Genomic DNA, 23,729 nt, shown 5'->3' on the forward strand with positions numbered 1-23,729 from the left:
GACCGTCAGCCCGGCAGGACGGGGACCGCCTGCAGCCCGGTCAGGCCGGGTACCTCCCGCCAGTACCGGTCGCCGGCCGGATCGGCGTTGTTCAGCTGGAACACCGCCCGCGAGTCGGCCACGAACTCCGAAGTCGTCGACGCCTCGACGGCGACCACGGGCGGGGTGAGGTTCCGGCTCGGCAGGGCGTCCATGCGGGAGCCGTCCACCGCGACCTGCACGACGGGCACGTCGGAGGCGGACCGTGCCACCACCACGGTGTCCGGGGTGCTCCAGTCCAGCGACAACGCCGGGCTGCCGAGGCCGATGGCGATCTCCCGCGGCGTCGTGAGCGAGAACTCGCCGTTCGACTTCTGCACCACCACCGCGACGTACACGCGGCCGTCCACGATCATCGCCGCGCGCACGCCGTCGCGGGAAAGCCGCAGATCGCTGATCGCGTTGCCCACGGCCCGCACGGAGCCGGCGTCGACGGGGAGCACGGTGACCCGGCCGGTACCCGGCTCGCGCACCGCGCGCACCACGTTCGTGCCGTTGACCACGGCCCACACGGAGTTGTCGTCGAGCGCCCACGTAGGCCGCGTGATCGATTCGCCCTGCAGGGCACGTGCCGCCGTCCCGTCGCGGTACGGGCCGATCAGGAGCTCGGCGGTGGCTTCGGGGGCAGGACGCCCGGTGTCGGCGACGGCCGCCGCGAGCTCGCCGTCGTGCGACAGCGCGACCGAGCGCAGGTTCGTCGCGGTGCCGAAGGTCCCGGGCACCGGAGTCACCCCGGTCTCGGCGACACTGACCAGCCCGCCGCCTCGCAGGGCGTGGAGACCGATGGTGGCGCTCGAGGTGGCCAGCGGGTTCATCGACGCCACGTCCGCGGTGGTCCAGCCGTTCGGGAACCGCTCGTCCAGCGGCTGACCGTCCGCGAGCAGCACGTAGGGCCCGGTGATCTCGGCGTTCGCGAGGGTCCAGATCACCTGTGCCGCCAGCATCTCGCGGCTCTCCTTGCTCAGGGGCTTCAACCCCAGGAAGTCGATCCGGACGCCCCCGAGACCGACACCGACCTGGGTCGTGCGGCCGTCGGCCTTGGTGATCGGCCCCCGCACGGACACCCCGGAGCCGAGTTCCGTGCGCACGGCCGGTGCCAGGGCCGCCTTCGGACCCTCGATGAGCAGGTCGATCAGCTGTGCCGCGGTCTGGTCCTGGGTCGCGGCGATCCAGCGGGGGTCGGGCACGACCGTGCGCCCGGACGGGTCGACGAAGTACAGCGAGCGTCGCTGGTAGCCGTTGAGGAACTGCGGGCGGTCCATGACGACGCCCGGTCCCATCTCGTCGATGCGCCACTCGCCGCCCGTGAGCACGAGCGTGATCCTGGTTTCGAACGGTCCCTCGTCGGCGCGGTAGACCCCGCCCTCCTCCAGGTGGCCGACCCGGTTGGCGCGGATGACGTACGTCGCGCGCTCGGCGCTGCGCGACTCCGGCAGCACGTCGACCTTGTCCACGATCGTCGCGCTGGCGGCGTCGTCCCACCCTGCCGACATGTCGGCGGTGAGGAACTGCCGGGCCGGGAGGTGGCGGTTCGCCGGGTCGGTGCTGGCGCGCAGGAAGTCGCGCAGGAGCAGGTCCGGTTCCCGGCCCGGTGCCGGAGGGGGGACCGAGGTGGTGGTGGGCTCACGGGCGATGGTGCCGACCGCCTGCGGCGACGACGAGTCCGGCAGGCTGGCACACCCCGACACGGCGACGGTCAGGCCGAGCATCGCCGTGAGGATGATCGTCTTCGTGCCCCTCATGTGGCGGCTCCCTCGGGCGGGACCGGCACGTGCGCCGAATCCGCAGCCGTACCGGCGTCGTCGCCGGTCCCGGCGTCCGCCGGCTCCGCCTCGGCCGGCGCGGCCGCTCCCGGCAGCGGGCGGCCCTGGACCGCACGGACCGTGCTGGGAACGAGCGGCAGCGGACTGCGGCCGACCTTGCGTCCCCGTTCCCGCGGGAGGGTCAGCCGGAAGCAGGACCCCTGGCCGGGCTCGCCCCACGCCTCGAGCTTGCCGTTGTGGAGGTTGGCGTCCTCGACGCTGATCGCCAGGCCGAGGCCGGTTCCGCCGGACCGCCGGACCCGCGACGGGTCCGAGCGCCAGAACCGGTTGAAGACGAGTTTCTCCTCGCCCGGACGCAGGCCGACGCCCTGGTCCCGGACGATGAAGGCGGCGGCGTTGTCGTCGGCGCGCAGGCGCAACAGGATGGGCTTTCCCTCCCCGTGGTCGATGGCGTTGGCGAGCAGGTTCCGCAGGATGCGCTCGACGCGGCGCGGATCCACCTCGGCGGTGACGGGCTCGCCGGGCAGGTCGACGATCAGCTCGGTCCCGCTCTCGCGGGCGAGGTGCCGGACGGTGGACACCGCGGCACGAGCGCACATCCGCAGGTCGAGCTGCTCGGCGGCGAGCTCGGCGACGCCGGCGTCGTGACGGCTGATCTCGAGCAGATCGCCCAGCAGGCTCTCGAACCGGTCGAGCTCGGTGACGAGCAGCTCCGAGGCCCGCTTCAGCGACGGGTCGAGTTCGTCGCTGCCGTCGTGGATCAGGTCGGCGGCCATCCGCACCGTCGTCAGCGGGGTCCGCAGCTCGTGACTGACGTCCGAGGTGAACCGCTTCTGCAGGTTGCCGAACTCCTCGAGCTGCGTGATCTGCCGCGACAGGCTTTCGGCCATCTCGTTGAAGGACATGGCCAGGCGCGCCATGTCGTCCTCACCGCGCACCGGCATGCGTTCCTTGAGCCGGCCGTCGGCGAACCGGACCGCGATGCGCGACGCCGAGCGGATCGGCAGCACGACCTGGCGCGCGACGATCATCGAGATCGCGGCGAGCAGCACGAGCAGCACGCCGGCGCCGACGAGCAACGTGCCCCGCACCAGCGACAGCGTGTTCTCCTCGCCCGCCAGCGGGAACACCAGGTACAGCTCGAGGGTGGAGATGTCCGACGCCGTCGGAGTGCCCACGATCAGGGCCGGACCGGAGTAGCCGTCCGGATCCGACACGGTCGCGAACTGGTAGGAGATCTGGCCCTTCTGCACGAAGGCGCGCAGGTTCTCGGGGATCTGGTCGGCAGGACCGCTCGACGTCGGCGCGCGCGGTCCGTCGCCCGGCACGATCAGCACCGGGTCGAAGGTGCCCGCGACGCCGGTGTCCTGGCCGGCGTCGCTGCCGCGGTTGGTCAATGCCGCGGCGGCCCCGTCGAGCCGTACCTGCAGCGAACCGGAGTCGTCGGCGCCGGCGAGCTGGCCCTCGACGAGTGCGCGGGAGCGCTCGACCTCCTCGGTGGCGGCGTTGATCTTCACCTCGAGCAGCCGCTCGGTGATCTGACTGGTGAGCACGACACCGAGGACGAGCATCACGATCAGCGACAGGGACAGGGTCGAGACCACGACCCGGAGCTGCAACGATCGCCGCCACGTGTGGGCGAGCCGGTTGCTCACCGCACGTGACCACCTCAGCAGCGGCAGGGTCCTCCTCGTGATCCGCCGCCGCAGTCGGTACCCACCGATCACGGCGGTCCGGCCTTGTAGCCGACGCCACGCACCGTCAGCACCACCTCGGGATTCTCGGGATCCTTCTCGACCTTCGCGCGCAACCGCTGCACGTGAACGTTCACCAGGCGGGTGTCGGCCGCGTGCCGGTAGCCCCAGACCTGCTCGAGCAGCACCTCACGGGTGAACACCTGCCGCGGCTTGCGCGCGAGCGCCACCAGCAGATCGAACTCGAGCGGCGTGAGAGAGATCAGTTCGTCCCCACGGCTGACCTTGTGGGCGGGAACGTCGATGGCGATGTCGCCGATGGAGAGCACCTCGGCCGGTTCCTGCTCGGTGCGACGCAGCCGCGCCCGGACCCGGGCCACGAGTTCCTTGGGCTTGAACGGCTTGACGATGTAGTCGTCGGCGCCGGATTCGAGCCCGAGCACCACGTCCACGGTGTCCGACTTGGCGGTGAGCATCACGATCGGCACGCCCGAGTCGGCCCGCAGCACCCGGCACACGTCGATGCCGTTCATGCCCGGGAGCATGAGGTCGAGCAGGACGAGGTCCGGCCGGATCTCCCGGACCGCGTTCAGCGCCTGCGAACCGTCACCCACCACGTACGGCTCGAATCCCTCGCCCCGCAGGACGATCGTGAGCATCTCGGCGAGCGCGGTGTCGTCGTCGACAACCAGAATCCTCGGCTTCATGGCTTCTATCGTGTCACTCCTCGACCGTGGTGAAGCTGATTTGAGATCTCGGCGGCGAGTTGTCGCGGATCGGCGTCGGGTCCGGCAACCCGCCACGGCGACATCCACTGTCGGCGCGCGAGGTCGTCGTACACCTGCCCGGTCCGGGCCTGCAGACCCGAGTCCCGTTCGTACGCGTCCCGATCGCGGGCCGTGTCGGCAGCGGCGCGACTGCGGGCCCGCTGCGCAGCCAGTTCCACGGGCACCCGCAGCAGCAGCTGCAGATCCGGTACGGGCAGCGCGAACCGGTCGAACTCGAGCTCGCGGACCCATTCCACCGACGGCCCCGAGCCGTCCTCGTGGTGCCGCGCGGCGGTGTAGGCGGCGTTGGACGCGACGTACCGGTCGAGCAGCACGATGTCGTTGTCCGCCAGGAGCTTCCGCAACTCGTCGGCGGCGTCGCGCCGATCGAGGGCCCACAGCAACGCCATCGCCTCGATGCTCGAGGCCGTGTCACCGTGCCGGCCCCGCAGGGCCTCGGCACCGAGGTCGGCGTGCACCGACACGCCGTAGCGCGGGAACGCGAGCGTCGTGACGACGAATCCCGCTGCGCGCCAAGCCTCGACGAGGCCGGCGGACAGTGTCCGCTTGCCGGCCCCGTCGAGCCCCTCCACGACGATCAACGTGCCCATCGGCGGTGTCCTGCGATCCTCGCTACCGTGCTCAGTACCGGTAGTGCTCGGGCTTGTACGGGCCCTCCACGTCGACCCCGATGTACTCGGCCTGGTCCTTGGACAGCTTGGTGAGCTCGCCGCCGAGGGCCTCGACGTGGATGCGGGCGACCTTCTCGTCCAGGTGCTTGGGCAGGCGGTAGACCTCGTTGTCGTACTCGTCCGGCTTGGTCCACAGCTCGATCTGGGCGATCACCTGGTTGGCGAACGAGTTGCTCATCACGAACGACGGGTGGCCCGTGGCGTTGCCGAGGTTGAGCAACCGGCCCTCGGACAGCACGAGGATGGAATGCCCGTCGGCGAAACGGAACTCGTCGACCTGCGGCTTGATGTTGATGCGGGTGACGTCCGCCGCCCGCTCGAGTCCGGCCATGTCGATCTCGTTGTCGAAGTGGCCGATGTTGCCCAGGATCGCCTGGTGCTTCATGCGGCGCATGTGGTCGAAGGTGATGATGTCCTTGTTGCCGGTCGCGGTGATCACGATGTCGGCCTGCTCGATGAAGCCCTCGACCGTGACGACATCGAAGCCGTCCATCAGCGCCTGCAGCGCGTTGATCGGGTCGATCTCGGTGACCGACACGCGCGCACCCTGCCCGCGCAGCGCCTCCGCGCAGCCCTTGCCGACGTCCCCGTAGCCGCACACCAGGGCGGCCTTGCCGCCGATGAGCACGTCGGTGCCGCGGTTGATGCCGTCGAGCAGCGAGTGCCGGGTGCCGTACTTGTTGTCGAACTTGCTCTTGGTGACCGAGTCGTTGACGTTGATCGCGGGGAACGCCAGGTCGCCGCCGGCCGAGAGCTGGTACAGCCGCAGCACACCGGTGGTGGTCTCCTCGGTGACGCCGCGCACCGACTCGGCGATCGCCGTCCACTTCTTCGCGTCCTGCGCGAGGGACTCGCGCAGCAGCGCCAGGAACACCCGGTACTCGGCGGAGTCGTGCTCCTCGTCCACCGGCGGCACCACACCCGCCTTCTCGAACTGCGCGCCCTTGAGCACCAGCATGGTGGCGTCACCGCCGTCGTCGAGGATCATGTTGGCCGGCCGCGGTGTCCCATCGGCGGCGGCGGGCCAGGTGAGCATCCGCTCGGCAGCCCACCAGTACTCCTCGAGGGTCTCGCCCTTCCATGCGAACACCGGCACACCGCGGGGGGCCTCCACGGTGCCGTGCGGGCCGACGACGACCGCAGCGGCGGCATGGTCCTGGGTCGAGAAGATGTTGCACGAGGCCCAGCGCACCTCCGCGCCGAGCGCGACGAGCGTCTCGATCAGCACGGCCGTCTGGACGGTCATGTGCAGCGAGCCGGAGATCCGCGCACCCTTCAGCGGCAGCACCTCCGCGTACTCGCGGCGCAGCGCCATCAGGCCGGGCATCTCGTGCTCGGCCAGCCGGATCTCCTTGCGGCCGAATTCGGCGAGGGACAGATCGGCGACCTTGAAGTCGATCCCATTCAGCTGGTCGGCCACGAGCTTGGTGTCGGACACGTGAGAATGCCTCTCCTGTTGTCAGTCGGTTCTGCCAACAGGCTATACAACTCGCTGCTCAGTCGTGCCGGGCGGAGCGATCGATGAACGGCCCGAGCAGCTCCGCCAGGTCCGCGGCGACGTCCCGGTCGGACTCGGGCGGCATGGAGATGTAGCTCATCGCGATGCGCACGATGGCGCGGCCCAGGATGCCCGCATCCGACGCGGGCGCCTGTACCCAGCTGCGCTGGAAGGTTTCCGACAGCCGGGCGGACGCCCGCTCGATGAGCGGCGCCGAATCGGTGGTGATCAACCGCAACAGGTCGGGCTTGGCCTCGCCGCGCAGCAGCGACTGGATCAGCGGGTCGGCGCTGCTCTCGACGAAGAACGACGTGAACCCCTCGACGAGGGCGTCGCGCGCCTGCCCGACGTGGGTGTAGATCGCGTCGTCGACGGCGTCGACGAACTGATCGACCAGGCGCAGGGCGTACGCCTGGGCCAGGCCCTGCCGCGAGGCGAACTCGTTGTAGAGCGTCTGCCGGCTCACACCGGCGCCCCGGGCGACGTCCGTCATGGTGACTGCGGACCAGTCGCGGGCGGTGAGCAGGTCCCGCATGGCATCGAGCACCGAGTTGCGCAGCAGCATCCGGCTGGCCTCGTGGAACGGTACGCGTTGCCGGTCCTCGGGTTCCCCGGCTCGCGGGGGCTCCCCGGCGGGGGACGATTCGTGCACGATCGACATGCCGCGACGGTTTCACGCGGGACGGATCCCGTCAACACGAATGGATCTACCGGCGCGGCGCCGCCGGTTCCGCAAGTACCGAGTGCCGGCGACTGTAGGTGAAGTAGACGACCACGCCGATCACCATCCACACCACGAACCGCAACCACGTCTCCACCGACAGGTTGGCCATGAGCCACACGCAGGCGAGTACCGCGAGAATCGGTACGAGCGGCACCGCGGGCACCCGGAAGCCGCGCTCGAGGTCCGGCCGGGTCCGGCGCAGCACGATCACCCCCATCGAGACCAGGACGAACGCGAAGAGCGTCCCGATGTTGACCATCTCCTCGAGGGTCCCGAGCGGAATGAGGCCGGCGAGGACGGCGACCACGGCCGTCACCAGCACGGTCGTCCGCACCGGGGTACCGTGCCGGCCGGTGTGCGACAACCGTCGCGGAACGAGGCCGTCGCGTGCCATCGCGAACAGGACCCGGGTCTGGCCCAGCATCAGGACCATCACGACTGTGGTCAGGCCGGCGAGGGCACCGACCGAGATGAGATTCTTGGCCCAGTCCATCCCGTTGAGCGCGAACGCCGTCGCGAGCGTCGATTCGTCTCCGGCCAGTTCCTTGTAGTTCACCATCCCGGTGAGGACGAAGCTCACCGCCACGTACAGCACGGTGACGATCGCGAGGGAGCCCAGGATCCCGATGGGAACGGCCCGCTGGGGATGCCGCGTCTCCTCCGCCGTAGTGGCCACCACGTCGAACCCGATGAATGCGAAGAACACCAGGCTCGCGGCGGCGAGCAGGCCGTACCACCCGAACGTGCTGCCCCCGGCCCCGGTGAGGAAGGAGAACAGCGACTGACGCAGGCCCTCGCCGGTCGAGGCAGATTCCGACGGCGGGACGTACGGGGTGTAGTTGTCGGTGTCGATGTAGAAGACGCCGAGCGCGATGACGAACAGGACGACGGCGATCTTGATCGAGGTGATCACCAGTGACACGCGCGAGGAGAGCTTCGTGCCCGTGGCTATGAGGACCCCGATCACCGCGACGATCAGGATCGCGCCCCAGTCCACCTTCACGGGCCCGAGAGATGCCACCGGCGACAGGCCGCCGAGCACCTCACCGAGATACAGCGACCAGCCCTTGCCGACCACGGCGGCGGCGAGAGCGAACTCGAGGATGAGGTCCCAGCCGATGATCCACGCGACGAACTCGCCGAACGTCGCGAAGGAGAATGTGTAGGCGCTCCCGGCAACGGGCACGGTCGACGCGAACTCGGCGTAGCACAGCGCCGCGAGCGCGCAGGCCACGGCCGCGAGCACGAACGCGAGGGACACGGACGGGCCGGCGACGTTGCCGGCCGTCCGGGCCGTGAGTGTGAAGATGCCGGCGCCGATGACGACGGCCACGCCGAACACGATCAGGTCCCACGCTGTGAGGTCCTTGCGCAGCCTGGAATCCGGTTCGTCGGTGTCGAGAATGGATCGCTCCACCGACTTGGTACGGAACAGTCCGCTGCGGGATACGCCGCCGGTCTCGGTCATCGGGCACTCCCTTTCCTCCGGAGCGAAGTACCCGGAGTGGCGACTTCCTACGCCACCGGGGTACGGAACAGGTCGGGCTCGAGGTAGATCAGCCGGACGGCGGGGACGGCGGCCCGCACCCAGGCCTCGGCGTCGTCGATCGCGAACAACGAGCCGAGGAGAACAGCACCCTTCATCGATCGGAAACGAGTCGATTTCCGCTAGTCGACGGGAACGCCGGTGTCCGCCAACCGCGCGCGGAACAGTTGCGCCGGCTCGCCGGCCGCCCGCACCGTGACGGCCGGGTCGGACGCCGACAGCCACACCGCCTGCCCGGCCGACAGCTGCAGGCTCCGCCCGCCGCATTCCACGCCGGCCACCCCGGCGGTGCACAACAGGATCTGCGGGCCGCACGGCGGCAGGGTGACGGCGTCCGGTGCGGCACCGGAGCCGGCGGGCAGATCGACGCGCGACAGCGCGAACTCCGGGGCGGGAGTCCGGTAGCGCACCTCGCCCGGCCCGGACGGCTCCGGTTCGAGGATCGGCACGTCCACGGGACGGAAATCGAGCACCCGCAGCAACTCCGGCACGTCGACGTGTTTCGGCGTGAGGCCGCCGCGCAGCACGTTGTCCGAGTTGGCCATGATCTCCACGGCCATGCCGTGCAGGTATGCGTGCAGGTTCCCCGCGGCGAGGAACAGACCCTGTCCCGGCTCGAGGGTGATCCGGTTGAGCAGTACCGCAGCGAGCACCCCCGCGTCGCCCGGGTAGAACTCGGCCAGCTGCAGCACGGTCCGCACCTCCTCGGCGAACGAGGCCGTGCCGTTGCCGTTGTGCGTCGCCAGGTACGTCACGCAGCCGTCGAGCACCCGCGGCAGCAACGCCGACAGCACCGACTGCGGCAGCGTGATCCAGATGGTGAACAGCGCCCGCAGGCCGTCCGAGTCGGGCTGCCCGGCGAGCAACCCGATGTACGGGTCGAGCTCGGGAACCTCGAGGGCGCCGAGCAGCTCGACGGTGCGATGCGGATCCCGGAAACCGGCGAGCGCCTCGAAGCGGGTGAGCGCGACGACGAGTTCGGGCTTGTGACTCGCATCGCGGTAGTTCCGCACCGGCGACTCGAGGGGCAGGCCCGCGGCCTCCTCCCGGGCGAAGCCCTCGGCGGCCTGTTCGGCGCTCGGATGGGCCTGCAACGACAGTGGCTCCTCGGCGGCGAGCAACTTGAGCAGGAACGGCAGCCGCGGCCCGAACCGGCTCAGTGTCGCCGGCCCCAGATGCCCGCCCGGATCGGCCTCGAGCACGTCGAGCAGCGATGCGCTCCCGCCCGGGCCGTCGCCGTTGGTGCTCACCACGCGCGCCGGGTCCGCGGGATGCGCACCCAGCCACAGTTCCGCCTCCGGATGCGCGGACGGCACCGTACGGCCGCACAGCGCCGCGATCGCGGTGCGCGAACCCCAGGCATACGAACGCAGCGCACCTTCGAGTCGGAGCACTAGCAACCACCGACCAACCGCAGATAGGCCGCGGCCATCTCGAATCGCACGGCCAGCACCGCCACCTGCTCCGGCACCGGCGGCACCGCCTTCGCCTCGAACTCCCCCACCACCGATACCAACTCCATGTCCGGCAGCGCTGCCGCGCGCCGCTCCGCCTGCCGCCGATCCTCCTCCACGCTCAGCACGAACACCCGCGCCGGGGGTGCGGGCACCGGCCCGTCGAGCTGTTCGTCGTGGAAGAACGGATCGTACGGTTCCCCGCTCGCCGGCGGTCTCGCGATGAGCCGGTCCCGGGCGGCGAGGACGTCCGACAACGCCGACGCCGACGCGATCACGCCGGCCACCTGCAGGAGGGACTCCCCGGCGTGCCGGGCCAGCGCGGCCGTCACCGCGGAGTCGCCGGCCAGCGCCACCCGACGCGACTGGATGCGGGCCGCGAGCGCCTTCGCCGGGTTGTGGAACACCTCGCTGCCCGGCTGGTCGCGACCGGCCTCCGCGTCCGCCGAATCGGCGAGATCGGCCAGCGGGGGAACCGCGCTCGCCGTGCGGGTGGCCTCCATCGCGACCACCACCGCAAGGAACACGGCGAGGTGCCGCAGGAGTGAATACGCCCCCGGCACCCGGATCCGTGGGGGCAGCAGCATCGCACGGCCGGCGGTCGCCGCCCGGATCGGACCCTCGTCCGGGGCGTCGACGACCACCTCGGCACCGCGCCGCAGGGCCGCGGCGACCGACTCGGCGAGCTGCGGGTCGCCCGCGTCGTCGCCCGCGACGACGACGACGTCGAGCGGGCCGACCCACGGCGGCGTGACGGGGGCCGTGACCAGCGGCACGGCCGAGCGGGCCGCAAGCATCGCGACGACCAGTTCGGCCGCGCGCGCGGCGCGCGCGTCGCCGCACACGAGCACCACGCTGCGGGGGTGCAGGCCGTGCAGGCGGTCGAGGATCTGCTCGTCGACGGCCGCGGCGGTGGCCCGGATCTGGGCCCCACCGAGCGCGGCGAACCGCAGGATCCCGTCGACGTCCGCGTCGATCAGGGCGTCCGTGTCGTCCAAGTCGAGGAACGAAGAGGGAGCCGTCATGGCTGCGCCACCATCCTTCCGACTCGAACCGTCCCGGCGCCGGGTCCCGGGAACTCGATTATCCCCGCCACGGATACTTCCGTCACGCGCGCACGATTGCCAGGATTTCCCTCACCAGCGCGTCGACCTGTTCGGCGGTGCGGGCCTCGACGTTGAGCCGCAGCAGCGGCTCGGTGTTGGAGGCGCGCAGGTTGAACCAGGCGCCGTCGGCGAGCTCGACGGTGACGCCGTCGAGCCGGTCGACCGATTCGGCACGATCGCCGAATGCCTCGAGCACGGCGGCGGTGCGCTCCGCGGCGTCGGCGACGGTGGAGTTGATCTCTCCGGACGCCGCGTACCGGTCGTAGCTGGCCATCAGCTCGGACAGCGGCCGGTCCTGGCCGGCGAGCGCGGCGAGCACGTGCAGCGCGGCGAGCATGCCCGAGTCCGCGCCCCAGAAGTCGCGGAAGTAGTAGTGCGCGGAGTGCTCGCCCCCGAACACGGCCCCGGTCTCGGCCATCTGCTGCTTGATGAACGAGTGCCCGACGCGGGTGCGGACGGGCTTGCCGCCGAGTTCGGCGACCAGTTCCGGCACCGCGCGTGAGGTGATGAGGTTGTGGATGATCGTCGACCCGGGTTCCTTGGCGAGTTCCCGCGAGGCCACCAGCGCGGTGACCGCCGACGGAGTGACCGGCTCGCCGCGCTCGTCGACGACGAAGCAGCGGTCGGCGTCGCCGTCGAACGCGAGGCCGAGGTCGGCGCCGGATTCGCGCACGAGCTTCTGCAGGTCCACCAGGTTGGCGGGATCGAGCGGGTTGGCCTCGTGGTTGGGGAAGGTGCCGTCGAGTTCGAAGTACAGCGGCACGAGGTCGATCGGGAGCGCGCCGAACACCGCCGGCACCGTGTGCCCGCCCATGCCGTTGCCGGCGTCGACGGCGACCTTCAGCGGGCGCATCGCCGACAGGTCCACCCGCGAGCGGACGAACGCGGCGTAGTCGGCGAGCACGTCCCGTTCGGAAACGGTGCCGGGGGCGCCGTCGAAGTCCGGGACGCCGGCGGCGAGTTCGGCGGCGATGGTGGCGAGGCCCGTCTCCTGCCCGACCGGCTTCGCCCCGGCCCGGCACAGCTTGATGCCGTTGTAGCGCGCCGGGTTGTGGCTCGCGGTGAACATGGCGCCGGGGGCCTCGAGGATGCCGGAGGCGAAGTACAGCTGGTCGGTGGAGGCGAGTCCGATGTGTACGACGTCGAGTCCCTGGGCGGTGACGCCGGCGGCGAAGGCCTGCGACAGCTGCGGGGACGATTCGCGCATGTCGTGGCCGATCACGATGCGGGTGGCACCGCCGTCGCGCATCAGGCGAGCGAAGGAGGCTCCGACATCACGGACGAACCCGGCATCGAGCTGTTCTCCCACCACGCCACGCACGTCGTATGCCTTGACCACGGCGGACACGGACTCGGCAGATCTCGCCACTGTTGCTGCTCCTGATCGTCGACTGGCACCGCCGCCTCCGCGGCGGGGCACGGTCAGCCTAGTGGGCGACGATCAGGACGTGGGATCGGGCAACACGCGCAGGTGGCCACGACGGCCGGTGCGGGCCGTGGGCGGCGCGGCCAGCGCCGTGGGGACACCGGAATCGGTGTCGTCGGAGTCGGTTCGGCCACGCTCGCCGAGACCGGCCTCACGCACCGCCTCGGCCAGGGCGGTCAGGTCGTCCTCGTCCGGAGTGCCGGTGGTGAAGGCACCCTCGTACCGGACCAGCTCCCACCCCTTCGGCGCGGTGATCCGCGAGCCGTGCGATTCGCACAGATCCCACGAGTGCGGCTCGGCGACCGTCGCCAGCGGACCGACGACCGCGGTGGAGTCCGAGTACACGTAGGTCAGCGTCGCAACAGCAGGGTTCTTGCACCCAGGCCGGCAGCATCGACGCAGTGATCTCACAGTCGGAGAGTAGCGCGCCGTCCGCCCGGGGACTATCCGGACACACCGGAGAACCCGGTTCGGATTTTCGTGTCGTACTGTCCAGAGCATGCACCGATCGCGCCGTTCCCGCCCCGTGACGTCCCGCTCGGTCGCGCGACGCGGCCGCGGCGTGCGCGGGCCGTTGTTCCCGCACGAGCTGCCGGCGTGGCGCTCGCGGGCGGAGAAGTTCGATCTGCTCGTGCTGGGGGCGTTCGCCCCGATCGACGCGCAGTGGCACGACCGGCTGACCAAGCTCGACATCGCCGTCGACGAGGTGCCCAAGATCCGCGCCCTCGACCCCGACTCGGTGAACTGGCCGTCAGAGGTGGTCGCGGACGGTCCGGTGCCGCTGTCGCGGCTCGTGCCCGCGGGGATCGACCGTCGCGGCGCCGCGACGCGGGCCCGGATCGTGCTCTTCCGCCGCCCGCTCGAACTGCGGGCGAAGGATCCCGAGGATCTCACCGATCTGGTGCACGACGTGCTCGTGCACCAGGTCGCCACCTACCTCGGCGTGGAGCCCGAGGTCATCGACCCCGAGCTCGGCGGCTTCGACGAGGACTGACGTCCTCAGACGATGCCGCGCTTGAGGCGCCGGCGCTCCCGCTCCGACAGACCGCCCCAGATGCCGAAGCGCTCGTCGTTGGCCAGCGCGTATTCGAGACACTCGTCCCGGACCTCGCAGCCCAAGCAGATCCGCTTCGCCTCCCGGGTCGATCCGCCCTTCTCGGGGAAGAACGCCTCGGGATCCGTCTGCGCGCACAGCGCGCGTTCCTGCCACTGTTCGTCGCCACCGTCGGACGGGTCGCCGAAACCATCGATCAGGCTGAGCACGGGTCGCGCGGGCGCGTCCCCCCCGATGCCGTCGATGTCGTCCCGAACGTCCTCGCCTGCAGTGTCGATGCCTGCAGTGTCGATCCGAGAGCTCTCGAACCATTCGCGCTCGTCGGCCATCGTTCGCCTCCTCACCTGCAGCGCTGCCACTCTCGTCGAAACCGGCCCACTCCGCGCCATCCCGGTCGAACATGCGTTCGAATGCAGTTCACCACAACCGATCTCGGCCCCGGTTCACTGGAAATGACACTTATGTGATTAGACACGTGGGGCGTGTCGCGGTCAAGCCGAGCGGCGCCGCTGCCTTACCATCCGGGGTTCTCCACCGTGCCGCTGCGCACCCGCCGCCCGGGCGCGCAGGCACCCCGGCAGCCCACCCGGCGCACCGCCTAGGCTTGCCCTGTGAACGTGACTGTATTGGTCGGCGGCGTCGGAGGTGCGCGTTTTCTCACCGGCGTGCGCCGGCTCCTCGGCATCGAACCCGGCCGCGACCTCGACCCCGACGCCGCACACCGGGTCACCGCGATCGTCAACATCGGCGACGACGTCTGGATGCACGGGCTGCGGATCTGCCCCGACCTGGACACGTGCATGTACACCCTCGGCGGCGGGATCGACACCGAACGCGGATGGGGCCGGGCCGACGAGACCTGGCACGCGAAGGAGGAGCTGGCGGCGTACGGCGCCACACCCGACTGGTTCGGTCTCGGCGACCGCGACATCGCGACCCACCTGCTGCGCACCCAGTTGCTGGGCGCCGGATACCCGCTCTCGGCCGTGACCGAGGCCCTGTGCGACCGGTGGAAGCCCGGCGTCACCCTGCTCCCGGTCTCCGACGACCGCAGCGAGACCCACGTGGTCATCACCGATCCGGCCGACGGCGAGCAGCGCGCCGTGCACTTCGAGGAATGGTGGGTCCGGCACCGCGCGCAGGTCCCCACGCACAGCTTCGCGCACATCGGCGCCGAGAAGGCCGCCCCCGCTCCCGGGGTGCTCGCGGCGATCGAATCGGCGGACGTGGTGATCCTCGCCCCGTCGAACCCGGTGGTGAGCATCGGCGCGCTCCTCGCGATCCCCGGCCTGCGCGGCGCGCTGCGCACCACGTCCGCGAAGATCGTCGGCCTGTCGCCGGTGATCGACGGAAAGCCGTTGCGCGGCATGGCCGACGCCTGCCTCGACGTGATCGGCGTCGAGTCGACCGCCCAGGGCGTCGGGCGGCACTACGGCGCCCGCAGCGGCGCGGGCCTGCTCGACGGGTGGCTGATCCACTCCACCGACACCGCCGATGTGCCCGGCGTCGAGGTGCGCAGCGTGCCGCTGCTCATGACCGATCCCGACGCGACAGCCGAGATGGCTCGCGCCGCATTGGAACTGGCAGGAGTGACGCCGTGACCATGCCCACCGACACGGCCACCGGGACCGCCGCCGGAGTGCGCGACCACTCCCCCGGGCGGCCGATCGAGATCCTCCCGGTGCCGGGCCTGCCCGAGTTCCGGCCCGGCGACGACCTCGCCGCCGCAGTGGCCACCGCCGCTCCCTGGCTCGCCGACGGGGACGTCCTCGTCGTCACCAGCAAGGTCTTCTCCAAGGTCGAGGGCCGCATCGTCGACGCCCCCACCGACCCCGAGGCCCGCGACGCGCTCCGGCGCCGCCTCGTCGACCAGGAGGCCGTACGCGTGCTCGCCCGCAAGGGCCGCACCCTCATCACCGAGAACCGGCTCGGGATCGTGCAGGCGGCCTCCGGGATCGACGGCTCCAACGTCGCCGCATCCGAACTCGCCCTGCTGCCCGAGGACCCGGACGCGAGCGCCGCGGCGCTGCGGGAGCGCCTGGGGACCCTGCTCGGCGTGACGGTCGCGGTGGTCGTCACCGACACGATGGGCCGGGCCTGGCGCGTCGGCCAGACCGACGCCGCGATCGGTGCGGCCGGGATCCCGGTCCTGCACGAATATGCGGGATCCCGGGACGCACAGGGCAACGAGCTGTTCGTCACCGCCGTCGCCGTCGCCGACGAGATCGCCGCCGCGGGCGACCTCGTCAAGGGCAAGCTGGGCGGGGTACCGGTCGCGGTGGTCCGCGGCCTCGACCTGCCCGACAACGGTTCCACCGCACAGGAACTGATCCGCGGCGGGGAGGACGACCTGTTCTGGCTCGGCACCGCCGAGGCACTCGAGCAGGGCCGCCGTGAGGCGCTGCTGTTGCGCCGGTCGGTGCGCGAATTCTCCTCGGAGCCGGTCGATCCCGAGGATCTGCGGGACGCGGTCGCCGAGGCGCTCACCGCTCCGGCGCCGCACCACACCCAGCCGGTGCGGTTCGTCTGGGTCCGCACCGAGCAGGTCCGCCGGCGGCTGCTCGACCGCATGCGCGAACGCTGGGCCGCAGACCTCGCCGGCGACGGGCTCGACCCGGCGGCGATCGACCGTCGGGTCGGCCGCGGCGCCATCCTCTACGACGCCCCCGAAATGGTGATCCCGTTCTGGATTCCCGACGGCGCGCACAGCTACCCCGACGCCCGCCGCACCGCCGCCGAGGCCACGATGTTCACCGTCGCCGCCGGCGCCGCGGTCCAGGGCCTGCTGGTCTCGCTCGCCGTGCGCGGGCTCGGCAGCTGCTGGATCGGGTCGACGATCTTCGCCCCGGACGTCGTGCGGCGTGAACTCGGCCTGCCCGGGGACTGGTCGCCGCTCGGCGCGATCGCCGTCGGGCACCCCCTCGAGCCGGCGACACCGCGCGTCGCCCCCGCGGCCGGCGACCTGCTGCTGGAGCTTTGAGGTGACCGCGTCCACGCTGCACACCTCGGCCGTCGACCGGCTGCAGAACTGGCGGACCGACTCGGTGGACGCGGAGTCGCTGCGGCACACCATGCTCGCGTTCCTCGACGCCGCGCCCGAGGGGTGCCTCCGCAGGCACGTGCCCGGACACGTCACGGCGTCGTCGCTCGTGCTCGACGCCGACCGCCGGCACGTGCTGCTCACCCTGCATCCCCGGGTGGGGCGGTGGATCCAGCTCGGCGGGCACTGCGAGGAATCCGACGAGACGGTCGTCGGGGCGGCGCTGCGGGAGGCGACCGAGGAGTCCGGCATCGAGAACCTGGTCATCGATCCGGAACTGCTCTCGGCGCACACCCATCCGATCACCTGCTCGCTGGGCCGCCCCACCCGGCACCTCGACCTGCGGTTCCTCGTCGTCGCGCCGCCCGGGGCCGTGCCCGTCCGCAGCGCGGAATCCACCGACCTGCGCTGGTGGCCGGTCGACGGGCTGCCGCCGGAGGCCGAGCACGACACCCTCGGGCACCTGCTCGGCCTCGCCGCCGCACGCACCGGGGCGGGCCGTTAGACCGTTTGCGGCATGGGGCGTTTCGGTTCGATGCCGTCGCCCGAGGAGGTGCCGCGCAGGCGCCGCCCGACCCAGGGAATCAGGAACTCGCGTGCCCACCGGCGGTCCTCGGCCCGCTTCGCCGCCGAGACCACCGGCGCGGCATCGAATTCGGCCGGGGTGAGCGTGTGCGCCACACCGAGGAGATCGAGCACGCGGATCGCCATGTTCCGGTGCCCGGCCGGCGACATGTGGAGCCGGTCGAAATCCCACATCCGCAGGTCGCGGTATTCGTCGAACCGCCAGAAGTCGACGATCGCCGCACCGTGACGGTCGGCGATCTCCCGGACCAGCTCGTTGTAGACGGCCCAGCGACCACGCAGGATCCGGAACACCGGCGCCCAGCTGCCGTCGTAGGCCGTCCACACGAGCACTCGCGCACCCGTCGCGGCGAGCTTGCCGATCGCGTCGTCGTACTCGGCTGCCAACGCGTCGAGGTCGAGCTTCGGACGCATCAGGTTGTTGCCACCGGCATAGATCGTCACCAGGTCCGGTCGCATCGCGATCGCCGCGTCGAGCTGCTCGTCGAGGATCGGGCGCAGCAGCCGTCCGCGCACGGCGAGGTTCGCATACCCGAACCCCGGGTTGTCGCGGGCGAGCTCCTCGGCGACGAGATCCGCCCAGCCACGCAACCCGTTGGGCCGGGCCGGATCCGGGTCCCCGACGCCTTCGGTGAACGAATCACCCAGTGCCACATACCGTTCGAACTTCATTCGTGGACCCCCCCCGTGCTCACACGTCGGTGCTGAAACGGATCCCCCCGTCGGGGATCTGCACACCGGGCCAGACCCGGGCGCCGCGCAGCAGCTCGCAGCGCGCCCCGATGTCGGCGCCGTCGCCGATCACCCCGTCGCGGATCAGGGCGCGGGGACCGACCCGGACCCCGAATCCGATGATGGACCGCTCGATCACCGCACCGGCCTCCACCCTCGCGCCGTCGAAGATCACCGCGCCGTCCAGGCGTGCGCCGGCGCCGATCTCGGCGCCGCGGCCGACGACGGTGCCGCCGATCAGCAGGGCACCGGGCGCGACGGAGGCACCGGGATGGACGAGGGATTCGCCGCGCTGCCCACCGAGCGCGGGCGACGGTGCGATGCCGCGCACCAGGTCTGCCGAGCCGCGCACGAAGTCCTCCGGCGTGCCCATGTCCCGCCAGTAGGCGGCGTCGACGTGCCCGTACACGCGCTTGCCCTCCGCCAGCAGGGACGGAAAGACCTCACGTTCCACGGAGACCGGACGACCCTCGGGGATCGACTCGATGATCTCGCGCTTGAAGACGTAACAGCCGGCGTTGATCTGGTCCGTCGGCGGATCCTGCGTCTTCTCCAGGAACGCGGTGACCCGGCCCTCCTCGTCGGTGGGCACGCACCCGAACGCGCGGGGGTCGCCCACGCGCACCAGGTGCAGCGTCACGTCGGCGTCGGTGCGCAGGTGCGTGTCGAGCACCGCGCCCAGATCCGTGCCGCCGAGCACGTCACCGTTGAAGACCATGACGTTGTCGGCGCGCAGCCTGGGCAGCACGTTGCGGATGCCGCCGCCGGTGCCCAGCGGCTCCGCCTCGGTGACGTACTCGATCTCGAGACCCAGTTCCGAGCCGTCGCCGAAGTAGTCCTCGAACACCTCCGCCTTGAAGGATGTTCCGAGCACCACGTGCTTGATGCCGGCCGCACGGATGCGCGTGAGCAGGTGCGTCAGGAACGGCACGCCGGCGGTGGGCAGCATCGGCTTCGGCGCGGACAGGGTCAGCGGCCGCAGCCGGGTCCCCTGCCCGCCCACCAGGATCACCGCATCGGTGTGCGGCGCAGCATCGTTCGTCATCGTGTCCCCTGTTCCGTGGTGTTGCCCGCCTCGGCCGCCCGCGCCCGTTCCCGCGCGGCCGCGGCCACCGACATCCTCGACCGGGCGGCGAGCCCGGCCCGCAGCGCCCACCGCAGCGGCGCCTGCCACGGATGCGGGTGCCGGTCCGCCTGGAACCGGTACGCGCTGTCGTGGTGGGCCGGCAGCATGAGCTCGGGATGCCGGCCGGCGGCGTGACCCTTCGCGTGCGTGACCTCTGCGGACGGCACGTACACGTTGAGCCAGCCCGCCCGGCCGAACCGGTCGCCGAGATCGACGTCCTCCATGTACATGAAGTAGCGCGAGTCGAAGCCGTCGACCGCGTCGAACGCCGCCCGCCGCACCAGCAGGCACGACCCGGACAGCCAGCCCACCGGGCGTTCGGAAACGGTCTCGTTCTCCTGCCGGTACCGCTGCGTCCACGGGTTCTTCGGCCACACCGTGCCGAGCAGCGCGTGCCCGGCGCCGGAGACCAGCCCGGGCACCGATCGCGCCGACGGGTAGACGGTGCCGTCGGGTTCGAAGATCAGCGGGCCGAGGGACGCCGCGCGCGGCCAGCGACGCGCCGCCTCGAGCAGCCGGTCCAGCGACCCGGGTCCCCAGCGCACGTCGGGATTGGCGACGACGACGAACTCCTCCGCCGGATCGACCTCCGCGACGGCCCGGTTGACGGCCCCGCCGTAGCCGATGTTGCCGCCGGTGTGCAGCAGTCGCACGTTCGGGTGCCGGGCCGCGGCGTCTTCGGGGGTGCCGTCGGTGGACCCGTTGTCCGCCAGGATCACCTGGGTGGGCAGGTTCGTCGCGCCGGTCAGCGAGGTCAGGAAGTGCTCCAGATGCTCACCGGGCGAGTAGGTCACCGTCACCACGGTCAGCTTCGAACTCACGCCGTCACCTTAGCCGCCGGCCGCGGCCGCGCCGAATCACGCCCTGGCCCGCAGGGCGCCGATCGCGGCGTGCAGCGCGGGCCGCCACGGCCGGAGCGGCGTCAGCCCGGCCGCGGCCCACGCGCTGCCGTCGAGGACGGAGTACGCCGGGCGGGGCGCGGGCCGCACGAACTCGTCGCTGCCGCAGGGCTGCACGCGGCCCGGGTCGGCGCCCGCCTCGGCGAACACCGCACGGGCGAGGTCGAACCAGCTGGCCTGCCCGGAGTTCGTCGCGTGCAGGACCCCGCCGGGCACCGCACCGGCGCGGGTGGCGAGTTCGAGGAGGCCGTCGGCGAGATCGGCGGCGTAGGTGGGGCAGCCGACCTGATCGTCGACGACGCGCACGGTGTCGCGTTCACGTTCGAGCCGCAGCATCGTCGCGACGAAGTCGTTGCCCTCGCCGGTGTAGAGCCACGCGGTGCGCACCACGTGGGCGGTCGGCAACCGGTCGAGCACCGCGCGCTCCCCCGCAAGCTTGGTCCGGCCGTAGACGGTGCGGGGCCCGGTCGGATCGCCGACCCGGTACGGGCGGTCCCCGTCGCCGGCGAACACGTAGTCGGTGGACACGTGGATCAGGTGCGCTCCGGCGGCGGCGCACGCGGCGGCCAGATGGGCCGGTCCCCACTCGTTGACCGCGGCGGCGTCCTCCACATGGGTCTCGGCCGCGTCGACGGCGGTGTAGGCGGCGCAGTTGAGCACGACGGCGCCCGGTTCGACGAGCGCGGCGACGGCATCCGGATCGGTGATGTCCGCCTCCTCCGCGCCGACGCCCCGGATCGGGAGGCCGGCCGCGGCGCCGCGGGTGAGCAGGTGACGGCCCAGCTGTCCGCGGGCTCCGGTGACGAGAACGGTCTGCACGGGCACGAGTCTGGCACGCCGGGGCAGCTGTCACCCGGTACGAGCCGGGCACGCCGCGGCGGGTGCCACAAGGGCCGCGGTCTCGGCAGTAGCCTGGGTGCGACCGCCGACGCCCGACGAGAGGACCGCCAGGTGCCGCCAGAGCCGCCCACACGCCGAGTGCCGGCGCGCGACGCGGGGGGAGGATCGGGGGTCTTCCGCGGCCGGCCGCTGCGGATCGCCGTCAGCGTCGCCGCGGCGCTCACCCTGGTCGTCACCGGCGTCGCATGGCGCGGCATCGATTCGCTGCGCTCGTCGCTCGCCACGGTGGGCGGGCTCACCCTGGGCGACGGCCGGGACGGCGCCCTCGACATCCTCCTGGTGGGCACCGACAGCCGCACCGACGCGCACGGCAATCCGCTGTCCCAGCGCGAACTCGACGCGCTGCGGGCCGGCGAGGAAGTGGCCAACAACACCGACACGATCATCCTGGTCCGGGTGCCGCTCGACGGCACCTCGGCCACCGCCATCTCGATCCCCCGCGACACCTACGTCGAGGTGCCCGACATCGGGATGTCGAAGATCAACGCCGCGTTCGGCGCCACCAAGGAGACCGAGCGGCTGCGGCTCGTCGAGGCCGGCGAGTCCGATGCGGCCGCCGAGAAGGCGGCCACGCAGGCGGGCCGGGAGGCACTGGTCGAGTCGGTCGCCGACCTGACCGGCGTCACCGTCGACCACTACGCCGAGGTCGGCCTGCTCGGGTTCGTGCTGCTCACCGATGCCGTCGGCGGCGTCGACGTGTGCCTGAACAACCCCGTCGACGAGCCGCTGTCCGGGGCGAACTTCCCCGCCGGCGAGCAGACCCTCGACGGCGCGGACGCCCTGAGCTTCGTCCGGCAGCGCCACGACCTGCCGCGCGGCGACCTGGACCGGATCGTGCGCCAGCAGGTGTTCATGGCCTCACTCGTGCAGAAGGTGCTCAGCGCGAAGACGCTGAGCAACCCGTCCAAGCTGAACCAGCTCAGCGCGGCCGTGCAGAGGTCGGTGGTCTTGGACTCCGACTGGGACATCCTCGACCTGGCCACCCGGATGCAGGACCTCGCCGGCGGCGCCGTGCAGTTCTCCACGATCCCCGTCCAGGACCTCAACGCGATGACCGACTACGGCGAATCCGTGGTGCAGGTGGATCCGGAGGAGGTGCGCCGCTTCGTCGCCGACCTCGTCGATCCCGGCTCCGGCGACGACGGGTCGCAGCCGACGACGAGCGCGGCACCGGCGGTCGATGCCGGCACGATCACCGTGGACGTCGCCAACGCCGGTGGTGTCGGCGGCCTGGCCTCCCGCGTCGCGGCCGTGCTCGTCGGCGACGGCTTCGTCCAGGGCGGCGTCGGCAACCACACCGGCCGCGCGGTGGACGAGTCGACGGTCTTCGCCGCCGACCCCGAGTCCGACCAGGCGCGTGCCGTCGCGGAGGCGCTCGGCGGCCTGGCCACCGCCGCCGACCCGTCGCTCGACGCCGACACCGTGCGGGTGGTGCTCACCGCGGACTACGCGGGGCCGGGCACGGATGCGAACGTCACCTCCGTGGCCTCCGGATCGGATCTCGTGAGCGCCGGAGCCACCCCGACGTCCGTCCCGGCCGCCCCGCCGATCGACGCCGGCTCCGCCGGCCCCCGCTGCGTGAACTGAAGAACGAGGAAGCTGTGACCACTCTGACCGACACCCTGCTCGATCCGATCCTGGCCGCCGACCCGGCCGGCCCCCGCATCACGTGGTACGACGACGCGTCCGGCGCCCGGATCGAGCTGTCCGCGGTCACCCTGGCGAACTGGGCCGCCAAGACGGCGAACATGGTGCGCGACGAGTTCGGTCTGCTGCCCGGCGGCCGGGTGGCCGTCCTGCTCCCGGCCCACTGGCAGAGTGCCGCGGTCCTGCTCGGCGCGTGGTGGGCCGGCGCCGAGGTGGTGCTCGAACCCGACGATGCGGACCTCGCGCTGGTCACCGCGGACCGTCTCGACGATGTCGCGGACGTCGCCGAGGTCGCCGTCCTCTCGCTCGATGCGTTCGGCCGGCCCGTGCCGGACCTGCCGGTGGGGGTCACCGACTACGCGACGCACGTGCGGGTGCACGGTGACCAGTTCCGCTCCGCCGGGGACGGCGGGCCGGTGCTCGACGGACGGACGGCCGGCGAGGTGGTCGCGGCGGCCCGGGACGCGGCCACGGCGGCCGGCATCACCGGCGCGGACCGGGTGCTGTCGAGCCGCGACTGGGGGACCCCGCAGGCGCTGATCGACGGCCTGCTCGCCGTCCTCGCCGCCGGCGCGTCGCTGGTGCAGGTGAGCAACCCGGACCCCGCCGCCATGGACCGACGGGTCGAGAGCGAGAAGGTCACCACCCGGCTGAACGGCTGACGCCCGGCAGGCTCAGGCGACGTAGCCGCCGTCGGCGAGTCCGGCCTCGATCTCGAACCGGTTGCAGGCACCCGGGTGGCGCAGCTCCTCCCACACATAGCGGACGGCGAATCCGGCCCCGTGCCGCGCCCACTGATCGGCGTGGACCGCCTCGTGTCGCAGGATCCGGCGCGACGGTGGCCGGCCGGTGAGGAATGCTCCGCCGATCGTCGTGCCCGACCGGGCGTAGCCGCCGCGCATCCCGGTGCACACGTAGAGGCCGAACTCGTCGTCGAAGCCGACGCGGCCGCCCCACACCCGGGCCCACAGCAGGGCCAGGGCCGTCACCGCCCGGGCCTGCGCGTCGCCCCGCGACGCGCGCACCGTACGATCCGC

General features: G+C 71.8%; 24 protein-coding genes. 6 read left to right on the forward strand and 18 right to left on the reverse strand.

Annotation, left to right across the window (positions count from 1 at the left end; all coding sequences use genetic code 11):
• Positions 1 to 5: 5 nt before the first annotated feature.
• The 12 genes from lpqB to ACWPOB_RS22315 form a co-directional block, all read right to left on the reverse strand.
• Positions 6 to 1,781: an MtrAB system accessory lipoprotein LpqB gene (gene lpqB / locus ACWPOB_RS22260; RefSeq protein ID WP_100058979.1), complete on the reverse strand. Its 1,776-nt coding sequence runs from the start codon at positions 1,779 to 1,781 to the stop codon at positions 6 to 8.
• Positions 1,778 to 3,529, reverse strand: coding sequence for an MtrAB system histidine kinase MtrB (gene mtrB, locus ACWPOB_RS22265; protein ID WP_072635582.1), 1,752 nt, complete (start codon positions 3,527 to 3,529; stop codon positions 1,778 to 1,780). The genes lpqB and mtrB overlap by 4 nt, the downstream gene beginning before the upstream one ends.
• On the reverse strand, positions 3,526 to 4,203 hold the full coding sequence (gene mtrA / locus ACWPOB_RS22270; protein ID WP_006942670.1) for an MtrAB system response regulator MtrA: 678 nt from the start codon (positions 4,201 to 4,203) through the stop codon (positions 3,526 to 3,528). Before mtrA ends, mtrB begins: the two co-directional genes overlap by 4 nt.
• A gap of 5 nt (positions 4,204 to 4,208) precedes the next feature.
• The gene (locus ACWPOB_RS22275; protein WP_455402145.1) at positions 4,209 to 4,874 is read right to left on the reverse strand and encodes a dTMP kinase; all 666 of its coding nucleotides are present in this window, start codon (positions 4,872 to 4,874) and stop codon (positions 4,209 to 4,211) included.
• Between the two features lie 31 nt (positions 4,875 to 4,905).
• On the reverse strand, positions 4,906 to 6,393 hold the full coding sequence (gene ahcY / locus ACWPOB_RS22280) for an adenosylhomocysteinase (protein ID WP_455402146.1): 1,488 nt from the start codon (positions 6,391 to 6,393) through the stop codon (positions 4,906 to 4,908).
• A 58-nt stretch (positions 6,394 to 6,451) separates the two neighbouring features.
• A complete protein-coding gene (locus tag ACWPOB_RS22285; protein ID WP_455402147.1) occupies positions 6,452 to 7,114 on the reverse strand; it encodes a TetR family transcriptional regulator in 663 nt (220 codons plus the stop codon).
• A 46-nt stretch (positions 7,115 to 7,160) separates the two neighbouring features.
• On the reverse strand, positions 7,161 to 8,645 hold the full coding sequence (locus tag ACWPOB_RS22290) for an amino acid permease (protein ID WP_455402148.1): 1,485 nt from the start codon (positions 8,643 to 8,645) through the stop codon (positions 7,161 to 7,163).
• A gap of 47 nt (positions 8,646 to 8,692) precedes the next feature.
• Complete coding sequence (locus ACWPOB_RS22295) at positions 8,693 to 8,821, reverse strand: hypothetical protein (RefSeq protein ID WP_455402149.1); 129 nt, start codon at positions 8,819 to 8,821, stop codon at positions 8,693 to 8,695.
• Positions 8,822 to 8,845: 24 nt separating this feature from the next.
• Complete coding sequence (gene manA, locus ACWPOB_RS22300) at positions 8,846 to 10,117, reverse strand: mannose-6-phosphate isomerase, class I (protein WP_455402150.1); 1,272 nt, start codon at positions 10,115 to 10,117, stop codon at positions 8,846 to 8,848.
• Entirely contained in the window at positions 10,117 to 11,202 is a 1,086-nt protein-coding gene (locus tag ACWPOB_RS22305) for a tobH protein (protein ID WP_455402151.1), read from the reverse strand. Before ACWPOB_RS22305 ends, manA begins: the two co-directional genes overlap by 1 nt.
• Positions 11,203 to 11,284: 82 nt before the next feature.
• On the reverse strand, positions 11,285 to 12,652 hold the full coding sequence (locus ACWPOB_RS22310) for a phosphomannomutase/phosphoglucomutase (RefSeq protein WP_100058179.1): 1,368 nt from the start codon (positions 12,650 to 12,652) through the stop codon (positions 11,285 to 11,287).
• A gap of 72 nt (positions 12,653 to 12,724) precedes the next feature.
• Positions 12,725 to 13,120, reverse strand: coding sequence for a DUF3499 domain-containing protein (locus ACWPOB_RS22315; RefSeq protein ID WP_346772708.1), 396 nt, complete (start codon positions 13,118 to 13,120; stop codon positions 12,725 to 12,727).
• An 88-nt stretch (positions 13,121 to 13,208) separates the two neighbouring features.
• Here ACWPOB_RS22315 and ACWPOB_RS22320 point away from each other — a divergent pair, with 88 nt between their 5' ends.
• Positions 13,209 to 13,703: a metallopeptidase family protein gene (locus tag ACWPOB_RS22320; protein ID WP_037201001.1), complete on the forward strand. Its 495-nt coding sequence runs from the start codon at positions 13,209 to 13,211 to the stop codon at positions 13,701 to 13,703.
• 5 nt (positions 13,704 to 13,708) lie between these two features.
• Here the strand turns inward: ACWPOB_RS22320 and ACWPOB_RS22325 are convergent, their stop codons facing one another.
• Positions 13,709 to 13,972: a WhiB family transcriptional regulator gene (locus tag ACWPOB_RS22325; RefSeq protein WP_170914112.1), complete on the reverse strand. Its 264-nt coding sequence runs from the start codon at positions 13,970 to 13,972 to the stop codon at positions 13,709 to 13,711.
• A gap of 402 nt (positions 13,973 to 14,374) precedes the next feature.
• On the opposite strand from ACWPOB_RS22325, the gene cofD reads away from it, so the two are divergent.
• From cofD to ACWPOB_RS22340, 3 genes are read left to right on the forward strand one after another with little or no spacing between them, the layout of a single operon-like run.
• Positions 14,375 to 15,364 (forward strand): 2-phospho-L-lactate transferase, encoded by a 990-nt coding sequence (gene cofD / locus ACWPOB_RS22330; protein ID WP_100058180.1) that lies wholly within the window; start codon positions 14,375 to 14,377, stop codon positions 15,362 to 15,364.
• A 2-nt stretch (positions 15,365 to 15,366) separates the two neighbouring features.
• Positions 15,367 to 16,743, forward strand: coding sequence for a coenzyme F420-0:L-glutamate ligase (locus tag ACWPOB_RS22335; protein ID WP_455402166.1), 1,377 nt, complete (start codon positions 15,367 to 15,369; stop codon positions 16,741 to 16,743).
• 1 nt (position 16,744) lies between these two features.
• On the forward strand, positions 16,745 to 17,308 hold the full coding sequence (locus ACWPOB_RS22340) for an NUDIX hydrolase (RefSeq protein WP_455402152.1): 564 nt from the start codon (positions 16,745 to 16,747) through the stop codon (positions 17,306 to 17,308).
• Here the strand turns inward: ACWPOB_RS22340 and ACWPOB_RS22345 are convergent.
• Genes ACWPOB_RS22345 through rfbD form a run of 4 tightly spaced genes read right to left on the reverse strand, consistent with a single transcriptional unit; the run spans position 17,305 to position 20,964 of the window.
• Positions 17,305 to 18,060 carry an SGNH/GDSL hydrolase family protein gene (locus ACWPOB_RS22345; RefSeq protein ID WP_100058761.1) on the reverse strand — a complete coding sequence of 252 codons (756 nt, stop codon included), beginning with the start codon at positions 18,058 to 18,060 and terminating at the stop codon, positions 17,305 to 17,307. The two genes, ACWPOB_RS22340 and ACWPOB_RS22345, sit on opposite strands and share 4 nt — an antisense overlap.
• Positions 18,061 to 18,079: 19 nt before the next feature.
• Positions 18,080 to 19,165 carry a mannose-1-phosphate guanylyltransferase gene (gene manB, locus ACWPOB_RS22350; RefSeq protein WP_006942634.1) on the reverse strand — a complete coding sequence of 362 codons (1,086 nt, stop codon included), beginning with the start codon at positions 19,163 to 19,165 and terminating at the stop codon, positions 18,080 to 18,082.
• A complete protein-coding gene (locus ACWPOB_RS22355; RefSeq protein WP_455402153.1) occupies positions 19,162 to 20,067 on the reverse strand; it encodes a glycosyltransferase family 2 protein in 906 nt (301 codons plus the stop codon). The genes manB and ACWPOB_RS22355 overlap by 4 nt, the downstream gene beginning before the upstream one ends.
• A 36-nt stretch (positions 20,068 to 20,103) precedes the next feature.
• A complete protein-coding gene (gene rfbD / locus ACWPOB_RS22360; protein ID WP_029544624.1) occupies positions 20,104 to 20,964 on the reverse strand; it encodes a dTDP-4-dehydrorhamnose reductase in 861 nt (286 codons plus the stop codon).
• Between the two features lie 132 nt (positions 20,965 to 21,096).
• Between rfbD and ACWPOB_RS22365 the strand changes: the two genes are divergently transcribed.
• Positions 21,097 to 22,632: an LCP family protein gene (locus ACWPOB_RS22365; protein ID WP_455402154.1), complete on the forward strand. Its 1,536-nt coding sequence runs from the start codon at positions 21,097 to 21,099 to the stop codon at positions 22,630 to 22,632.
• Between the two features lie 14 nt (positions 22,633 to 22,646).
• Positions 22,647 to 23,354, forward strand: coding sequence for a TIGR03089 family protein (locus ACWPOB_RS22370; RefSeq protein ID WP_455402155.1), 708 nt, complete (start codon positions 22,647 to 22,649; stop codon positions 23,352 to 23,354).
• Positions 23,355 to 23,366: 12 nt separating this feature from the next.
• Here the strand turns inward: ACWPOB_RS22370 and ACWPOB_RS22375 are convergent, their stop codons facing one another.
• A complete protein-coding gene (locus tag ACWPOB_RS22375) occupies positions 23,367 to 23,717 on the reverse strand; it encodes a hypothetical protein (protein WP_455402156.1) in 351 nt (116 codons plus the stop codon).
• Between the last annotated feature and the right edge of the window lie 12 nt (positions 23,718 to 23,729).

Source organism: Rhodococcus sp. 2H158 (assembly GCF_053764755.1).

Bases quoted from the DNA above. Each gene is read 5' to 3' on its own strand.
- ACWPOB_RS22285 (WP_455402147.1), bottom strand. From the start codon at position 7,114: ATGTCGATCGTGCACGAATCGTCCCCCGCCGGGGAGCCCCCGCGAGCC.
- ACWPOB_RS22275 (WP_455402145.1), bottom strand. From the start codon at position 4,874: ATGGGCACGTTGATCGTCGTGGAGGGGCTCGACGGGGCCGGCAAGCGG.
- ACWPOB_RS22320 (WP_037201001.1), top strand. From the start codon at position 13,209: ATGCACCGATCGCGCCGTTCCCGCCCCGTGACGTCCCGCTCGGTCGCG.
- ACWPOB_RS22305 (WP_455402151.1), bottom strand. From the start codon at position 11,202: ATGACGGCTCCCTCTTCGTTCCTCGACTTGGACGACACGGACGCCCTG.
- lpqB (WP_100058979.1), bottom strand. From the start codon at position 1,781: ATGAGGGGCACGAAGACGATCATCCTCACGGCGATGCTCGGCCTGACC.
- ACWPOB_RS22290 (WP_455402148.1), bottom strand. From the start codon at position 8,645: ATGACCGAGACCGGCGGCGTATCCCGCAGCGGACTGTTCCGTACCAAG.
- manB (WP_006942634.1), bottom strand. From the start codon at position 19,165: ATGACGAACGATGCTGCGCCGCACACCGATGCGGTGATCCTGGTGGGC.
- ACWPOB_RS22345 (WP_100058761.1), bottom strand. From the start codon at position 18,060: ATGAAGTTCGAACGGTATGTGGCACTGGGTGATTCGTTCACCGAAGGC.
- ACWPOB_RS22335 (WP_455402166.1), top strand. From the start codon at position 15,367: ATGCCCACCGACACGGCCACCGGGACCGCCGCCGGAGTGCGCGACCAC.
- ACWPOB_RS22295 (WP_455402149.1), bottom strand. From the start codon at position 8,821: ATGAAGGGTGCTGTTCTCCTCGGCTCGTTGTTCGCGATCGACGACGCC.
- mtrA (WP_006942670.1), bottom strand. From the start codon at position 4,203: ATGAAGCCGAGGATTCTGGTTGTCGACGACGACACCGCGCTCGCCGAG.